Raw genomic sequence first — 16,026 nt, forward strand, 5'->3', positions numbered from 1 at the left:
GATCACGTGATCAGAAAGGTCGATCCACTGCGGACGGTGCGCACGAACGTCCCGGCAGACCACCTCGATCACCGGGAGATCACCATGGGCCAGCACCGCGCCGCCGGGCGCCCTGCTCCGCGCCGCACGCACCGCGCGAGCGGCATCGTCGGCCTGCTGATGCTCGGCACGGCCTCGCTGCTCGCCGCGGTCCCCGCGCACGCGGCGCAGGCCCCCGAGACCGGGCAGGTGCGCCTGGGGCACCTCTCGCCCAGCACGCCCGCCGTCGACGTCTACCTGACGGAACCGGGCGCGGTCGCCTCACGCACCCCGCTCGTCGCCGACGCCGGGTACGGCGCGGTCACCCCGTACCAGTCGCTGACGGCCGGTCGCTGGACCGTGGAGATGCGGCCCGCCGGCACCTCGCCCGACACCCCGGCCCCGCTCAGCGCGGCGCTGGAGGTCTCACCCGGCTCGGCGCAGTCGCTGCTGTTCTTCGACACCGGTGAGGGCGGCACCGTGCAGGGGCAGCTCCTCACCGACGACCTGGCGGTCGCCCCGGCCGGCTCCGGCCGCGTCCGGATCATCCAGGGCGCCGAGGGCGGCGCCCCGGTCGAGATGCAGGCCGCGGGCGGTCCCCGGCTGGCCACCGACCTGGCGTACGGCTCGGTCACCGACTACGCCACCGTCGACGCCCGCGCCTGGGACGTCGCCATCGCCTCGGGCGAGGAGCGGCTGCAGGCCACCCTCGACGTGACCGACGGCTCGGTGAGCACGGTCGTCCTCACCCGCGACGCCGCGGGCACGCTGGCCGTCACCCCGCTCGCCGACGTCACCGGCAGCCTCGCCCCGGCCCTGCCCGGCCTCCCCGAGCTCAGCGGCGCCCCCGTCGCCGGGCCCGGCGAGGAGGAGGCGCCCGCCGCCACCGGTCCCGCGCTGCCCCAGGGCGGCGTCCCCGCCGGCGGCGGTGCGACGGCCGGCGGGTCCGACCCCGGGCCGATCCTGCTCGCCCTGGCCGGAGCGCTGCTGCTGGTCTTCGGCGTCTCCGGATCGTCCCCGCTGCGCCGCTCGCGGCACCGCTGACCCGGTGAGCGCGCCGACGCTGGGCCGGCACTCCGCCGACCAGGGAGCCGCCCCGTCCGCACCGCCCCCGCGGTCGTCCGCCCCGCTGCGGGCCACCGCGGCGGCGCTGCTGATCTGCGTGCCGCTGATGGGCCCGTTCGACCTGTTCGGCGTCGACGAGCCGGAGGCGGTCACCACCGAGGTGCCGCTCGCGTCGGCCGCCCGGGTCGTGCGGGTCGACCAGCCGGCGCCCGCCGCGCGGCCGGTCGGGCTCACCGTGCCCGCCATCGGGCTGGCCGAGCCCGCGCTCGTCGACCTGGGCATCGCCGGCGACGGCCGCCTGCAGGCGCCGGAGGACTTCTCCCGCGTCGGCTGGTACACCGGCGGCGTCGCCCCGGGCGACCCCGGCCCCGCGGTCCTGGTCGGCCACGTCGACTCCTGGCGCGGGCCGGCCGTGTTCTTCCGGATCCGCGAGCTGACGCCGGGCGCGGAGGTCCTCGTGCCGCGCGAGGACGGCAGCACGGCCCGGTTCGTCGTCGACGCCGTGGAGCAGTACCCCAAGGACGGCTTCCCCACCGAGCGCGTCTACGGCCCCACGGCCGACGCGCAGCTGCGGCTCATCACGTGCGGCGGCAGCTTCGACCGGGCGGCGCGCTCCTACCGCGACAACATCGTCGTCTACGCCTCGCTGCGCTGAGTAGGCAGCTGCTCACGCTCGCGACCAGCGGTTATGTCCTGGGTCACCCGCGCTAACGGCGGTCGACCCGGACGCGACTGAACGGACGAACCGGGTCTGCTCCGACCCGCCGCAGGAGGGACAGGCCCGTGCCGGACGTCATCGGGGAGTACGGGGGCTACGCCCTCCTCGTCCTCTCGGCCCTGGCCGCCGCGGTCGGCATCGTCGCGCAGACGGTCGCCGCGCGGCGCACCGAGCAGCGCGACGCCGTCGACCCCGGCATCCTCGTGCGGCTGGCCACCGACCGCGTGTACCTGTTCGGGTTCGGCTCCCAGGTCCTCGCCTTCCTCGCCCGCGCGACGCTGCCGCTCTACATCGTGCAGGCCGGTTCGTCCTCGGCCGTCGGCCTCGCCGCGGTGATCGGGCTGGTCGTGCTGGGCTGGCGGGTCAGCGGCCGGGAGATCGCCGCGCTCGGCGTCCTGGCGGTCGGGCTGCTGCTCCTCGTGGGAGCCGCCGAGTCGTCGGTGGCCGCCCCGATGCCGCCCGCGCTGGGGTTCGGCCTGCTCGCCGCGCTGCTCGCCGTCGTCGCCCTCGCGTTCCCGGCCGCCCGGATCCCCGGCGCGCCGGGGGCCGTCGCGATGGGCGCGCTGGCCGGCGTCGCGTTCGCCGTGCTCGCCCTCTGCGGGCGCCCGCTCGCCGCGGGCCCGCTGCTGGAGCTCCCGCTGCAGCCACTGGCCTGGCTGATGGTCGCCTCCGCGCTCGTCGGGCAGGCGCTGCTGGCCGCCGCGCTGCAGCGCTCGTCCACGACCGTCGCCGCCGCCTCGATGGACGCCACCACCGTCGTCCTCGCCTCCGTCCTCGGCGTCACCGTGCTCGGCGACCAGATCGCCGCCGGTCGCGGCTGGTGGGTCGCCGCGGGCCTGACGCTGGTGGTCGCGGCCGTCGTCGCCATGGCCGTCGTCGGCCGCCCCTCGCGCGAGCAGCTGCCCGCGCCCGTCGCGGGAGTCGCCGCGTGACCCGCCCCACCGCGAGCGTCTCGCTCGACCTCGACAACCTCTGGGCCTACCTCAAGACCCACGGCGACCCGGGCTGGGAGTCCCGTCCGAGCTTCCTGCCCACCGCCGTCCCGCGGCTGCTGGAGCTGCTCGGCGAGCACCGCCTCGCCACCACGGTGTTCGTGGTCGGCGCCGACGCCGAGCGCGAGGACGGCGCGAAGGCCGTGGCCGCGATCGCCGCGGCCGGGCACGAGGTCGCCAACCACAGCTGGGGCCACGAGCCCTGGCTGCACCGCTACGGCCCCGACGAGCTGGAGGCCGAGCTCTCCCGCACCGAGGACGCGATCGTGGCCGCCGGCGCGCCCCGCCCGGTCGGGTTCCGCGGCCCGGGCTACAGCATCACCCCGGAGCTGCTGGCGCTGCTGCACCGCCGCGGGTACCTCTACGACGCCACGACGCTGCCCACCTGGATCGGCCCGCTGGCCCGCGCCTACCACTACCGCGGCACGCCGAAGGAGGAGCGCGGCGAGCTGTTCGGCCCGGTCTCCGACGTCCGCGCGCCGATCCACCCGTACCGCTGGAGCGACGCGGGCGGCCTCGTCGAGCTGCCGGTCACCACCATGCCGCTCACCCGCCTGCCCATCCACGGCTCCTACCTGCTGCAGCTGCACCAGGCCTCGCCGCGGCTGGCGCGGGCCTACCTCGCCACCGCGCTGGCGCTGTGCCGGCTGCGCGGCGTGCAGCCCTCGCTGCTGCTGCACCCCACCGACGTGCTCGACGCCGCCGAGGCGCCCGGCATGGAGTTCTTCCCCGGCATGGCGGTGCCCGGGCGCGAGAAGGCCGCGCTGCTGGGCCACGTGCTGGCCTCGCTGCGGTCCCGGTTCGACGTCGTCGGCACCGGCGAGCACGTCGCCCGCCTGCGCGACGCCGGCATCCGGCGCCACCGCGGCACGGCCGCGGTGGCGCGCTAGCCGGCTCAGTCCAGCACGACCGCGATCACGGCGGACTTCTCGGGGAGGGTGGCGGTGGCGGCAGCGAGCTCGTCGGGCGTGGTCGCCCGCGCGTCGAGCACGGCCACCACCGAGGCCGGGGCGCGCACCGCCGTCGGGTCGGCGTCGTCGCCGTCGACGGGCACGTCGTGCTCGCCCAGCCCGCGCCGGATCTCCACCACCCGGTCGGCCCGGCCGGGGCCCACCGCGAGCACGCGGACGGGGCGCCCGCTGGCGCGCTGCAGGGCGGAGATGCGGTCGCCGAGCGTGCGGTCGCTGCCGTCGAGGACGGCCACCGGCGGGTGCCCGGCGCGCTCCAGCGCCGCCTGGATGCCCTGGACGTCGGTGGCCCGCGAGCGCAGCCGGCCCGCGACCAGCGCCGCCACCAGCCCCGCGACGATCGCGGCGGCCAGCCCGATCGCGAGCGCCGACGCGGGCGTCGGGCCGACGTCGCTGACGCGCGGGGTGTCGTCGAGCGCCTCGAAGCGCGCGGCGGGCTCGAGCACGTCGGTGGCGATCAGCGCCTCGACCACGGCGACGGTGAGCGCGCCCGCGAGCTCCGCGCTGGCGGCGCGGACCGTCACCCGCGCGACGCCGGCCCCCGGCACCAGCGCGACGTCGACGTCCCCGGCCAGCTCGTCGGCGGACGGCGCGCCGGGCACCGCGGCGACGACGCGGCCGAGCACCGTCGGGCTCGCGGCCAGCTCGGGCAGCGCGGGCAGCCCCAGCGCGACGACCTCGCCGAACTGCGTCGAGGCGGGCGTGAGGATGTCGGAGACCGGGCGGGCGATCAGGCTGGACTCGCCCTCGAACACCGCGGGGCGGGCCAGCAGGGCGCCGGCGACGGCGGCGCCCACCAGCACCCCTGCCACCAGCCCGGCGACGAGCCGCTGCCTGCGGTCGGCGCGCAGCACGTTCACGACGGGACCGGGGCGGCGGCGATGCGGGTCGCGGCGATGTGGGTCATGGTCGCGGGATCGTAGCGCTCTCCGCAACGCGCTCCACGCGCCGGTGACCTGCACGAGCACCCGTATGGGGAGGATCACCACTGCGCAGATCGGGCTAACGTCCGCTGGTCCGGCAGCGACGGCATCGACGACGGGTCCGCAGGCCCGGCGCGCCGCCGGCGCGGAGGAGGCGGGATGAGCGTGTCGCAGGCCCTCGTGGCCGGTCCGAGCCTCGGCCCGGCGCCCGCGGCCCGGCGCCCGCTCGACGAGCGCCTGGTGCACCTCACGGCGCTGCTCGTCGTCGGGCTCGCGCCCGTCGAGGGCTACCTGCTCGACCTCGGCGGCCAGCTCGCCAAGGTGCCCACCGTCCTGTTCGTCCTCGCGTGGGCCGCGTCCCGGGTGCGGCAGCGCTCCCGGCCGCGGCTGCACGGGGTGCACGTGCTCGTCGCCGCGCTCGCCGCGGTCGTGCTCGTCTCCACCGCGGTGCACCTGCGCGAGCCCTACGCGGTGGAGTACGCGATCCGCTGGCTGCCGTTCCTGGCGCTGGCCGCGCTGCTGGTCGACGTCGCCGGGCGGGACGTGCCGGTGCGCCACCTGCTCGCCGCCGCCGTCGTCGGTGCCTGCGCGGCCGGGTTCGGCGCCGTCTACAGCGTCCTGGTCCTGGGCGAGGCGCGGGCCTCGGGCCCGCTCGAGGACCCCAACGACCTGGCGTGCGTGCTCGTCGCGGCGCTGCCGCTGCTGGTGGCGCTCACCCCCGGGCCGGGTGCCCGCCGCCTGCCGGCCGTCGCGCGCGGGACGCTGCTGCTCCTGGCCGCCGCCGTGCTCGTCGTCGGCGCCGGGATCACGTTCTCCCGCGGTGGGGGCTTCGCCGCGGCGGCCGCGGTGGCGGTGCTGCTGGCCCGCCGGGCGGTCCCGGCGAGGGCGATCGGCGGCGTGCTGGCGCTGGTCGCGGTCGGGGCCGGGATGCTGCTGCTGGTGGCGCCCGCGCAGCTCGACCGGGCGCTGGACGAGAAGGCCTACATCGCCGGCACCAACATCGACACCCGCGAGCTGCGCTGGCAGGCCGCCGCCCGGATGCTCGCCGGCGACCCGCTGCTGGGCGTCGGCCCCGGCGGGTTCCGCTCCGAGTACGCCGAGGCGTCGCACGTCGCCGAGCTGGTCGAGCAGACGCCGGTGGCGCACTCCATGTACCTCGAGGTCGGCGCGGAGCTGGGCCTGCCGGGCCTGCTGCTGTTCCTGGGCGTCGTCGCGTCGGGGTTCGTCGCGTCGGAGCGCGCGCTGCGCCTGGGCGCCGACCGCCGGGTGGTCGCGGCGGTGCAGGCGAGCCTGGTGGCCGTCGTCGTCGCGTCGATCTTCCTGTCCGAGCAGTACTACCTACCGCTGTGGTCGCTCGTGGCCGTGGCCTGTGGGCTCGAGCTGTCGCAACGGCAGCAGGGCCGAGCGAGAGGACGGTCCCGGTGACGGAACTGCGCGTGCTGCACCTCATCAGCGAGATGGGTGTCGGCGGGGCGGAGTCGCTGGTCGGTGAGCTGGTGCGGCGCGGTCGCGACCGCGGCTGGACCTCGGCGGTGGCCAGCTCGGGCGGCGTGCGCGCCGACGAGCTCGCCGCCGAGGGGTTCGCGCTGCACACCGTGCCGACCGCCGGGCGGTCCCCGTTCGGCGTGCTGCGCGCCGCGCTCGCGGCCCGGCGCGCGGTGCGCGCCGCGCGCCCGGACGTCGTCGTCGCCCACAACGTCGGGGCCACGGTCGTCGGGCGGCTCGCCTCCCGCGGCGCGGTCCCGCTCGTCACGGTCTTCCACGGCGTCGCCGCCGGGGACTACCCGCGCGCCGCGCGGCTGCTGTCCCGCAGCTCCGGTGCCGTCGTCGCGGTCTCCGACGTGATCGCCCGCCGGCTGCGCGACGCCGGGCTCGACGAGCCCGCGCCCGTCGTCGTCCGCAACGCGGTGACCGCCCGCACCGCCTCGCCGCGCGCCGCGGCCCGCAAGGCGCTCGGCCTCGCCGCCACCGCGCCCGTCGCGCTGTGCATGGCCCGGCTGGTGCCGCAGAAGCGCCACGACGTGCTCCTCGACGCGTGGGCCGAGCTCGTCGCGGGCGCCGGCGCGCGGAAGAAGGCCGTCCTGCTCGTCGCCGGCGACGGCCCGCTGCGCGCCGACCTGGAGGCGCAGGCCGGGCGTCTCGGCATCACCGGGTCCGTCCGCTTCCTGGGCAACCGCGACGACGTGCCCGACCTGCTCGCCGCGGCCGACGCCACCGTGCTCACCAGCGACTGGGAGGGCCTGCCCGTCTCGGTGCTGGAGTCGCTCGCGTCGGGTACGCCCGTCGTGGCCAGCGACGTCGACGGCGTGGCCGAGGTGCTCGGCTCGGGCGGCGGCGTGCTCGTGCCGCCGCGGCACCCCGCGGCCGTCGCCGAGGCGCTCGGGACGCTGCTCACCGACAAGGCGGCCCGCACCGCGGCCGCCGACGCCGGCCTGCGCACGATCGCCCGCGACTACGACCCCGCCGTGATGGTCGCGCGCTACGAGGACCTGCTGACCCGCCGCCGCCCGGTGCCGCGCCCACTGGCCGGTCGCCGCACCGCCACCGCCGCCCTGGCCCTGCTCGCCGCCGTGCTCGTCGGCGCCGGCACCTACGGCGCCGTGGCGCTGCAGGCCCCGGAGTACCAGGGGCGGGTCGGGCTGGTCGCCGGGCCGACGCTGCAGCGCGACGGCGTGCCGGCGGGCGGCGCGCAGTTCGGTGAGGTCGTGCAGCTCGCCATGCCCGCCGTCGCCGAGCTCGTGCGCACCCCGACGGTCCTGGAGGCCGCGACGCGCGCCGTGCCCGGCACCGACGCCGGGGAGCTGGGCGGCGCGATCGCCGTCGAGTACGTCGAGGACACCGGCGTCGCCCGGATCACCGTCCTGGCCGACACGCCCGAGCACGCCGACGCGCTGGCGATGGCCGTCGCGGGCGGGGTCGTCGACGCCGACGTCCTCGCGCCGGTCGCGCAGCTGCGCACGCTCGACGTCCGCGCCGACGTCAGCCAGGTCAGTCCCGACGGCCTGCTGGCCACCGGCCTCGCGCTGGTGGCGGCCCTGATCGCCGCGGTCGTGGTGCTCGCGCTGCGCCACCTCGCGGCCCCGTCGCCCGCCCGACGCCTGCGCATCACCGACGCGCTCACCCTCGCCGGGGCGCCGCGCCCGGTCACCGTCCTCGACGCCGCCGACCCCGACCTCGTGGCCCGCCTGTCGGTGCTCCAGCAGGTCTCCGCCCGCCCGCTGCGGGTGGTCGGCACCGGCCCCGGGTCGCTGGCCCGCGCCGAGTCGCTCACCGGGCGGCTGCACGCCGGGGGAGCGGTCCTGCAGGTCAACGGGCACGCCGACCGGGCGGCCGTCGTGGCCGTGCTGGACCGGACCCGCACCGCCGAGGAGGACATCGACGCCGCGGTCGGCGCGCTGCCCGACACGTCGGCGCTGGTCGCGGTGGTGCTGACGTGAGCGCCGGCCCCGCCCCGACCGGCCGCGCGACGCTCGTCGTGGCCGTGGTCGCCGGGCTGGCCGCCCTGGCCGGCGCGGCCCGCGCGCTGCTGCCCGCGTTCACCGTCGCCGAGCCGACGGCGGCCAACCGGGCGCTGGTGCCGATGCAGGACTTCCGCGACGCCACCTACTTCCCGGTGCGCGAGTTCCTCGCGGGCGGCGACCCGTACCAGCCCGACGTCATGCTGGAGACCTGGCCGGTGCGCCAGACGTTCAACCTCTACCAGCCCTACCACCTGGCCCTGCACCTGCCGTTCGGGCTCGGCTCCTACACCGCGGGGGCGGCCGCGTTCGCGCTGGTCTCGCTCGCGCTGCTGGTGCTGCTCGCCGTCCTCTCGGCCCGGGAGCTGCGCCGCTGGGTGCCCGTGCCGGTGCTGGTGGGTACCGCGGTCGTCGCGGCGCTGCTGCTGTCGAGCCAGCTGGGCAAGGCGCAGCTCTACCTCGGCCAGATCAACCCGCTCGTCGCCGTCGGCGCGGCGGGCGCGCTCGTGCTGACCCGCACGCACCCCGCCTGGGCGGCCGCCGCGCTCGGCGTCGCGTGGATCAAGCCGCAGTTCGGGCTGCCCCTGGCGCTGCTGCTGGCCGCGCGCGGCTCGTGGCGCACCGCGCTGGGTGGCACCGGCATCGCCGCGCTGGCCAGCCTGCCGGTGGTCGGGATCCTCGTCGCCCGCGCGGGCGGCGTCGGCGGCTTCCTCCACGTCATCGCGGCCAACCTCGGCCACGCCCAGGGCACCACCTACGGCGCGGTCGACTCGCCGATCGCCGAGCGCGTCGACGTCGCCGCGGTCGTCTTCCGCGTCACCGGGTCCGTGCCCTCGGAGGCGTTCGTGCTCGTCGCGGTGCTGGGCGCCACGGCGGTGCTCGCGCGGCTGCTCGACCGGCGCGAGGACCCGGTGCTGGGCGACCTGCTCGTCGGGGTCGGCGTCGTCGTCGCCCTGGTGCACCAGCCCGGTGACGTGCTCATCGCGCTGCCCGCCGCCGTCGGCGCCGCCGGCTGGTGGTGGGTCCGCCGCCACGAGCACGGGGCAGCCCGGCTCGTGCCGGTGGCCCTGCTGCTCATGGCCGTGCCGCACCTGCACCTCTACGCCGTCGACGTCCCGGTCCGGGCCGCGCTGGGCGACCGGTTCGCCGTCACGGTCGACGGGGTCGCGCTCGTCGCCTGCTGGGCCGTCCTGGTGGCGCTGGCCGTGCTGCGGGTGCGCCGCGCCGCGCCGGTACCGGTCGCGGTGTCGGGGTGACCACCGCCCTGGGCGCCAGCGCCGCCCGCGGGACGCTCTGGCTCGGCCTGGTCAACCTGGTCAGCAAGGGCAGCCAGATGGCCGTCACCGTGGTGCTGGCCGCGTTCCTCACCGAGACCGAGCTCGGCCTGGCGACGCTGGCCGTGTCGCTGGTGAACATCGGGCAGGTCGTCCAGTCGATGGGCGTCTACGACGTCATCACCCGCACCCGCCGCGACCCCGGCGCGATGGCCGGGACGGTGCTCACCGCGAGCGTCGCGGTCGGGCTGGTGCTCGCCGCGGTCGGCGTGCTGGCCGCCGACCCGATCGCCGCCGCGCTCGGCGCCCCCGCCGCGGCCCCGCTCGTCGTGCTCACCGCGCTCAGCCTGCCCTTCACCGCCGCGGGCGGCGTGCAGATGGGCGTGCTGCACCGCGCGCTGGACTTCCGCCGCCGGATGCTGCCCGACGCCGGGAGCGCCGTCGTCGGCGCCGGTGTCACGGTGGCGCTGGCCGTGGCGGGCGTCGGCTCGTACTCGCTGGCGGTAGGGCTGCTGGTCAGCGCCGTGCTGCAGCCGGTGTTCGGCACGCTCGCCGGGGTCCGGGTGCGCCCGCGCTGGGACGCGGCCGCCGCCGCCGAGGCCGGGCGCTGGACCGCCGTGGTCGGGCCGGCCGCCGTCGTCGCGATCCTGCTGATCTCGGTGCACTACCCGCTGGTCTCCCGGGTGCTCGGGCCGGACGCGGTCGGCGTCTACTCGCTGGCGTTCCGGATCGCCTGGGTGCCCTACATCATGATCGCGATCGTGCTGGGCGCCGTGGCGTTCCCGGTCTACACCCGGCTGCTCGCCGAGCGCGGCCCGGCGGAGCTGCCGGCGGCCGTCGGGCGGTTCACGCACGTCCTGCTCGTCGTCGTCGGCGGCCTCTACGCGATCACCGCGCTGCTGGCCGACCGGATCGTCGTGCTGGGGGAGCGGTGGGCGCCCGCGGTGCCGGTGCTCGTGCTGCTCTGCCTCTACGGCCTCGCGATCAGCGTGCTGCAGACCTGGTACGAGGCGATCCGCGCGGCGGGGCGGCCGCGCTGGTACCTCGCGCTGCAGGTCTCCCACCTGGTCCTGCTCGTCGCCGGGCTGCTCGTGGCCACCCCCCACGGCCTGGTCGCCGCGGCCGGCGCGCAGCTCGCCGCCGCGGCCGTGCTGGTGCCCGTCGCGTGGGTGGCGCTGTGGCGCGCCGGGGCCGCACCGCGCGCCCGGGTCCTGCTGCGCGGGCTGCTCGGCCCCGTCCTGGGCGCGCTGGTCTGCCTCGCCGCCGTCCGCGCCGCGGGGGCGCTGGGCCTGCTCGGCGCCCCGTCGTCGCTGCCCGGGGCGCTCGTCGAGGGCGTCCTGCTGGTGGCCTGCTACGCCGGCGTCGTGGCCGTCGTCGACCGCGGTGCGCTGCGCGAGCTGCGCACCATGCTCCGACCGGAGGTGCCCGCGTGAGCCCCGTCGTCCTGCACGTCAGCCAGCCCGTCACGGCGGGCGTGGCCGTCGTCGTCACCCAGCTCGTCGCCGACCAGGTCGAGCGCGGCTGGGACGTCCACGTCGCCTCCCCCGAGGGGTGGCTCGCCGAGCGGGCGGCCGCGCTCGGCGCCGTCGTGCACCCCTGGGCCGCGGGCCGCTCGCCGGGCCCCGGCGTGCTGGGGGAGACCCGCCGCCTGGCCGCGGTGGTCGACGCCGTCGCCCCCGACGTGGTGCACCTGCACAGCTCCAAGGCCGGCCTCACCGGGCGGCTCGCGGTCCGCGGCCGGATCCCCACGGTCTTCCAGCCGCACATGTGGTCGTTCCAGGCGTCGTCCGGGCCGGTCGGGGCGGCGTCGCTGGCCTGGGAGCGCGCCGGGGCGCGCTGGACGCACCGGCTGCTCTGCGTCGGCGCCGACGAGCTCGCCGCCGGGCGGGCCGCGGGCGTCACGGGGGAGGCGGTCGTCGTGCCCAACGGCGTCGACACCGCGGTGCTGCGCCCGGCCGACCGCGCCGCCGCCCGCCGCGCGCACGGGCTGCCGACCGCCCCCACCGTGGTCTGCGTCGGTCGCCTCGCCGAGCAGAAGGGCCAGGACCTGCTGCTCGCCGCCTGGCCCGCCGTGCTCGACGCGGTGCCGGACGCCCGGCTCGTGCTCGTCGGGGAGGGCCCGATGCAGGCGCGCTGGCGCGCCGCGCACCCGGACTCGCCGTCGGTGCGCTGGGCGGGCCCGACCGACGACCCGGGGTCCTGGTTCGCCGCCGCCGACGTCGTCGCGCTGCCCTCGCGCTCGGAGGGGATGGCGCTCGTGCCGCTGGAGGCGATGTCCTGCGCGCGGTCCGTCGTCGCGTTCGACGTGGGCGGGGTGCGGGAGAGCCTGGGCGAGGGCACCGGCGCCGTCGTCGCCCGGGGTGACGTCGACGCGCTGGCGGCCGCGCTGGTGAGCCGCCTCGCCGACCCCACCTCCGCCGACCTGGAGGGCGTGCGCGGCCGCGACCGCGCCGTCCGCGGGTTCGACCGCCGCCGCGTGGCCGCCCAGGTGGCCGACGTCGTCGCGGCGCTCGCCGTCCCCGCCGCCGCGGGCGGCCGCTGATGGCGCCCCGGATCGCCTACCTGCTCACCCAGGACCGCGGCGGCCCCGTCGACGTCACCGTGCGCCTGGCCGCGGAGCTGCTCTCCTCGGGCTCCGCGGAGGTGCGGGTGTTCGGCCCGAAACCCGCGCGCGACGCCGACCTGCTCGACGGGCACCTCGAGGCCGTCGCCGTCGACAGCAAGGGCAGCCTCGGAGCGGCCCGCGCGGCCCGTGCCGCGCTGCGCGCCTGGCGCCCCGACGTCGTGCACGCCCAGGACCGCCGCGCCGGGCTGGTCGCGGCCGGGCTCGAGCGCACCCGCGGCGGCCCCGCCGCCGTCGTGCACACCTACCACGGCGTGCCCGACGACGTGACCGAGCCGTGGTTCCGCGGCACCCCCGGCACGCCCGCGCCGAGCCGCTACACGCGCGCGGTGCTCGCCGCCGACGCCCTCGTCGCGCGGGCGGTGGCCACCACCGTGGTGCCGTCGCCGTCGATGGGGGAGTTCCTGCGGAGCCGGCTGCGGGTGCCGGCCGGGAAGGTCGTGCACGTCGACAACGCGGTGGGGCTGCCGCCGTCCTCACCGCCCGCCGCGCCCGTCCGGCACCTGCTGTTCGTCGGGCTGCTGGTCGAGCGCAAGGGCCTGGCCGACCTGGTCGACGCCCTCGCGCGCCCCGGCGCCTTCCCCGCCGGCTGCGACCTCACCGTCGCCGGTGACGGCCCCGAGCGCGCCGCGCTGGAGCGCCGGGCCGCGCCGCTGGGCGACCGCGTCCGGTTCCTGGGCTTCCGGTCCGACGTCCCCGCGCTGCTCGCCGACGCCGACGCGCTCGTGCTGCCGTCGCGCATGGAGCAGCAGCCCCTCGTCGTCGCCGAGGCGATGGCCGCGGGCAAGCCCGTGCTGGCCACCCGGTGCGGCGGCGTCGCCGACATGCTCACCGTGCCCGGCGCGGCCTCTTGGCTCGCCGAGCCCGGCGACGTCGACGACCTGGCGGCGCGCCTGCGCGAGCTCCTCGCCGACCCCGACCCGGCGCGGACCGGGCGCCTGCTCGCCGAGCGGGCCCGGCAGCGGTTCGCCGCCCCGGTCTGCGCGCGCGCCCACCTCGACCTCTACGCGGGGCTGCTCGCCTGAGCGACAGCGCTCAGACCGGCGGGCGCACCAGCAGCACGCCGTCCCCGGCCTCGAGCCGCAGCGTCCCCCGCACCGCGGCGCCGTCGGCGGTGGCCAGCCCGGCCGGCGGGTCGACGTCGACCGCGCCCGTCGTGGGGTTGACCGCGGCCCAACCACGGGCGAACTCGCGGACCCACACCCCGCCCCCGGCCTCCCGCGCCGGGCCCCGCGTGGCGCCCAGCGTCAGCTCCTGCGTGCGCGTCCACTCCGGGACGAGGTAGCCCGGCTCCGTCGACGCGCTCCAGCAGGTGCCGGGGGCGGCGAGCAGGGCGGCGGCCGCGTCGCCGGTGCGCGCCTGCGCCTCGCCGCCCGCCGTGACCAGCAGCGTCAACCGGTCGGGGTCGGCCGCGGTGGCCAGCAGCTCGGTCCAGCCGGCGCCCTGCCAGGTGAGCAGGCCGTCGTCGCCGCGCAGGGCGAAGTTCTCGTCCATCGCGCCGCCGAAGCGCGAGTGCGTGGTCCAGCGCCCGGGGAACAGCCGGGCCTCGGACACGTTGGGCACGAACACCTTCCCCTCCGCGGCGAGGTGCTCGCCCGCGGTGGTGACGAGCCCGTCGAGGCCGTCGCGGACCAGGCGGTCGGTGGCCGCGGCGTCGGCGGTGCCCTCGAGCACGGCGTCGGAGTAGAAGCGCAGGCTGGCGAAGTCGTTGTCGGCGAACACGCCGTCCCAGCCCTGCTCCACGGCCTCCGCGGTGACGTCCTGCGCCCACGCGCGCTGGTAGGACGGGTCCCACACCGCCATCTGCCAGTGCTGCGGGTACGGGCCCCACTCGATGCGCGCGCCCGCGGAGTCGCGGGCGAACCACCCCGGTTCCTCCCGCTCGGCCCGGGCGAACCCGACGCCGGTCGGCAGCCGCTCCGCGTCCTCGCCGGGGCCGCGCAGCGCGCCCGCGTAGTCGCGGGTGGAGGAGAGGTCCTTGTAGACCAGGACGGTGGTGTCCGGGGCGCGGTCCTTGATCCGGCGCAGCGCCGCGGTCTCCCAGGCGTTGAGGACGACCACGCCGTAGCGGCCCGCGGCGTCGTCGAGCTCGGCGTCGGTGGGGGTGTCGCCGATGCCGTACCAGAGCGCGCACCGGTCGCCCGCCGGCCCGCGGGGCGCGGCCGCGCCCGCGGCGCACGCACCCGCCAGCACGAGGACGAGCGCGATCACCAGCCCGGCCCGTCGCACGATGATCAGTATGGCCCGTCGGTCGCCGGCGTCAGTGCTGCCCGCCGCGGAAGACCTCGCGGATCGTCAGCAGCAGGATCTTGAGGTCGAGCCACAGCGACCAGTTGGCGATGTAGTAGTTGTCGTAGCGGCTGCGGTCGGCGATCGAGGTGTCGCCGCGCAGGCCGTTGACCTGCGCGAGCCCGGTGAGCCCGGCCGGCACGCGGTGCCGCGCCCAGTAGCGGTCGTGCACCTGGGAGAACTCGGCGACGAACCCGGGCCGCTCGGGGCGGGGGCCGACCAGGCTCATGTCGCCGCGGAGGATGTTCCACAGCTGGGGCAGCTCGTCGAGCGAGGTGCGGCGCAGGACGCGGCCCACGGGGCCGATGCGCGGGTCGCCCGCGATGTTCCAGCGCGTCTGCGACTCGGTCTCGTCGGCGGGGCGCATGCTGCGCAGCTTGAGCAGTGGGAAGGTCCGGCCGTCGAGGCCGACGCGCTCCTGGCGGAACAGGATCGGGCGCCCGCTCTCGATCACGACCGCGGCGGCCGCGGCGATCAGCACCGGCGACAGGGCGACGAGCGCGACGGCGGCGATCAGCGAGTCCAGAGCGCGCTTGACCCACCAGCTCGGGCGCTCGGTCGGCGCCGTGGCGACGCGGACGAGCGGGTAGCCGCGCAGCCGCTCGATGTCCGCGGAGTCGGGGTAGAGCTCCCACATGCGGGGGACCATGAGGATGGTCGCGCCCTGGCTGTGCGCGGTGATCGTGGCGTCGACGATCTGGGCGTCGGTCGCGTTGGTGAAGGCGATGACGACCACGCCGGCGCGGTGCGCGGCGATGGCGTCGTGCAGCGTGGCGCCGAGCAGCGGGACGGGGAGCTCGGTGCCGCCCGCGGGCGGCGAGGGGTCGATGAAGCCGACCGGGCGCAGTCCGAACTCGGGCAGGTCCAGCATCGAGCCCGCGAGGGCGACGCCCATCGCACCGGTGCCGAGCACGATCGTGCGCTCGCCGCGGCCGAAGCGGCGCCGGGCCCAGCGGCCGACCTGGAAGACCGTCCCGCGCGGGACGGCGGCGATCAGGAAGAACAGGACGACGACCTCGCCGATCGAGCGGATGGTGGCGTCGTGCTGGCCGGCGAGCAGCGCGACGGCGGCGACGAGCCCGAAGGCGGCGGCCGCGGCGGCGATCGAGCGCGGGAGGTCGTGGTAGTAGGACAGCCACAGCCGCCTGCGGTACAGGCGCGCGGCCACCCGCGAGGCGATGAGGACCGCCCCGGTGACGAGGCCCCAGATCCACTGCGGGGAGACGAGGAGGACCGCGACGGCCACCGCGGCGAGGTCGACGGCCGCGAGCAGGACGGTGACGCCGCTGACGCGCTCGTCGAGCGGGCGCTCGGCCGCGGCGGGCCGGCCGGCCGGGCGCGGGGGGACCGCGACGGGGACCGCCGTCTCCGCGGTGGACAGGGGACGGACGACCAGCGACCCGGGGGTCCGGCTGGGGCTGTCGGTGGTCGTCAACGTGCTGTCTCCCTGGAGGCGGGTGATCACCGTGCGCTACTGCGCGTTACGTCGTGCCAGGTGTAGTGCTCGTTCGGTCTAACCGAGACCGACGCACGGAGTGGCTGTGCGGCAGACGTTTGCTCGTCGAGTGTGCACGCGTTGTTAGCTTCTTGTGATGCGCGTCTCGATGGGTCGTGCACGACCGGAAGGCTAATCCGTCCTGAGCTGGTGTTTCAGGCGGGGCCTTCGTCAGTTCTCCTGACGTACGGCCGCACGGTGTA

At 77.6% G+C, this 16,026-nt stretch carries 13 protein-coding genes; 10 read left to right on the forward strand and 3 right to left on the reverse strand.

The annotated features are described in order from the left end of the window. Positions 1-36 precede the first annotated feature (36 nt). The 4 genes from HOP40_RS15275 (at position 37) to HOP40_RS15290 (ending at position 3,683) form a co-directional block, all read left to right on the forward strand. Entirely contained in the window at positions 37-1,062 is a 1,026-nt protein-coding gene (locus tag HOP40_RS15275) for a DUF4397 domain-containing protein (protein WP_172159113.1), read from the forward strand. Between the two features lie 4 nt (positions 1,063-1,066). After that, the gene (locus HOP40_RS15280) at positions 1,067-1,738 is read left to right on the forward strand and encodes a class F sortase (RefSeq protein ID WP_240157687.1); all 672 of its coding nucleotides are present in this window, start codon (positions 1,067-1,069) and stop codon (positions 1,736-1,738) included. Between the two features lie 128 nt (positions 1,739-1,866). Then, positions 1,867-2,733 carry a hypothetical protein gene (locus HOP40_RS15285; protein WP_240157688.1) on the forward strand — a complete coding sequence of 289 codons (867 nt, stop codon included), beginning with the start codon at positions 1,867-1,869 and terminating at the stop codon, positions 2,731-2,733. Further along, a complete protein-coding gene (locus HOP40_RS15290) occupies positions 2,730-3,683 on the forward strand; it encodes a polysaccharide deacetylase family protein (RefSeq protein ID WP_172159116.1) in 954 nt (317 codons plus the stop codon). The genes HOP40_RS15285 and HOP40_RS15290 overlap by 4 nt, the downstream gene beginning before the upstream one ends. A 5-nt stretch (positions 3,684-3,688) precedes the next feature. Here HOP40_RS15290 and HOP40_RS15295 read toward each other — a convergent pair whose 3' ends face one another. Then, the gene (locus HOP40_RS15295; RefSeq protein WP_172159118.1) at positions 3,689-4,621 is read right to left on the reverse strand and encodes a YveK family protein; all 933 of its coding nucleotides are present in this window, start codon (positions 4,619-4,621) and stop codon (positions 3,689-3,691) included. Positions 4,622-4,843: 222 nt separating this feature from the next. On the opposite strand from HOP40_RS15295, the gene HOP40_RS15300 reads away from it, so the two are divergent. From HOP40_RS15300 to HOP40_RS15325, 6 genes are read left to right on the forward strand one after another with little or no spacing between them, the layout of a single operon-like run. After that, entirely contained in the window at positions 4,844-6,109 is a 1,266-nt protein-coding gene (locus HOP40_RS15300; RefSeq protein ID WP_172159121.1) for an O-antigen ligase family protein, read from the forward strand. Beyond that, a complete protein-coding gene (locus HOP40_RS35460) occupies positions 6,106-8,121 on the forward strand; it encodes a glycosyltransferase (RefSeq protein WP_240157689.1) in 2,016 nt (671 codons plus the stop codon). The genes HOP40_RS15300 and HOP40_RS35460 overlap by 4 nt, the downstream gene beginning before the upstream one ends. Next, positions 8,118-9,398, forward strand: a complete 1,281-nt coding sequence (locus tag HOP40_RS15310; protein WP_240157690.1) for a glycosyltransferase family 87 protein — start codon at positions 8,118-8,120, stop codon at positions 9,396-9,398. The genes HOP40_RS35460 and HOP40_RS15310 overlap by 4 nt, the downstream gene beginning before the upstream one ends. After that, positions 9,395-10,849: an oligosaccharide flippase family protein gene (locus tag HOP40_RS15315; RefSeq protein ID WP_172159123.1), complete on the forward strand. Its 1,455-nt coding sequence runs from the start codon at positions 9,395-9,397 to the stop codon at positions 10,847-10,849. The genes HOP40_RS15310 and HOP40_RS15315 overlap by 4 nt, the downstream gene beginning before the upstream one ends. Then, positions 10,846-11,958 carry a glycosyltransferase gene (locus HOP40_RS15320; protein WP_172159126.1) on the forward strand — a complete coding sequence of 371 codons (1,113 nt, stop codon included), beginning with the start codon at positions 10,846-10,848 and terminating at the stop codon, positions 11,956-11,958. The genes HOP40_RS15315 and HOP40_RS15320 overlap by 4 nt, the downstream gene beginning before the upstream one ends. Beyond that, positions 11,958-13,064 (forward strand): glycosyltransferase family 4 protein, encoded by a 1,107-nt coding sequence (locus tag HOP40_RS15325; RefSeq protein WP_172159128.1) that lies wholly within the window; start codon positions 11,958-11,960, stop codon positions 13,062-13,064. The genes HOP40_RS15320 and HOP40_RS15325 overlap by 1 nt, the downstream gene beginning before the upstream one ends. Before the next feature lie 10 nt (positions 13,065-13,074). On the opposite strand, the gene HOP40_RS15330 is transcribed toward HOP40_RS15325, so the two are convergent. Continuing rightward, entirely contained in the window at positions 13,075-14,268 is a 1,194-nt protein-coding gene (locus tag HOP40_RS15330; RefSeq protein ID WP_172159130.1) for a putative glycoside hydrolase, read from the reverse strand. A gap of 31 nt (positions 14,269-14,299) precedes the next feature. Continuing rightward, the gene (locus HOP40_RS15335; RefSeq protein ID WP_240157691.1) at positions 14,300-15,763 is read right to left on the reverse strand and encodes a sugar transferase; all 1,464 of its coding nucleotides are present in this window, start codon (positions 15,761-15,763) and stop codon (positions 14,300-14,302) included. Between the last annotated feature and the right edge of the window lie 263 nt (positions 15,764-16,026).

The sequence above is a fragment of the Pseudonocardia broussonetiae genome, from assembly GCF_013155125.1.
Taxonomy (GTDB): Bacteria; Actinomycetota; Actinomycetes; order Mycobacteriales; family Pseudonocardiaceae; genus Pseudonocardia; species Pseudonocardia broussonetiae.

What these genes read in the sequence shown, in the direction of transcription:
- HOP40_RS15300 (WP_172159121.1), top strand. Translation starts at nt 4,844, where the DNA reads ATGAGCGTGTCGCAGGCCCTCGTGGCCGGTCCGAGCCTCGGCCCGGCG.
- HOP40_RS15325 (WP_172159128.1), top strand. Translation starts at nt 11,958, where the DNA reads ATGGCGCCCCGGATCGCCTACCTGCTCACCCAGGACCGCGGCGGCCCC.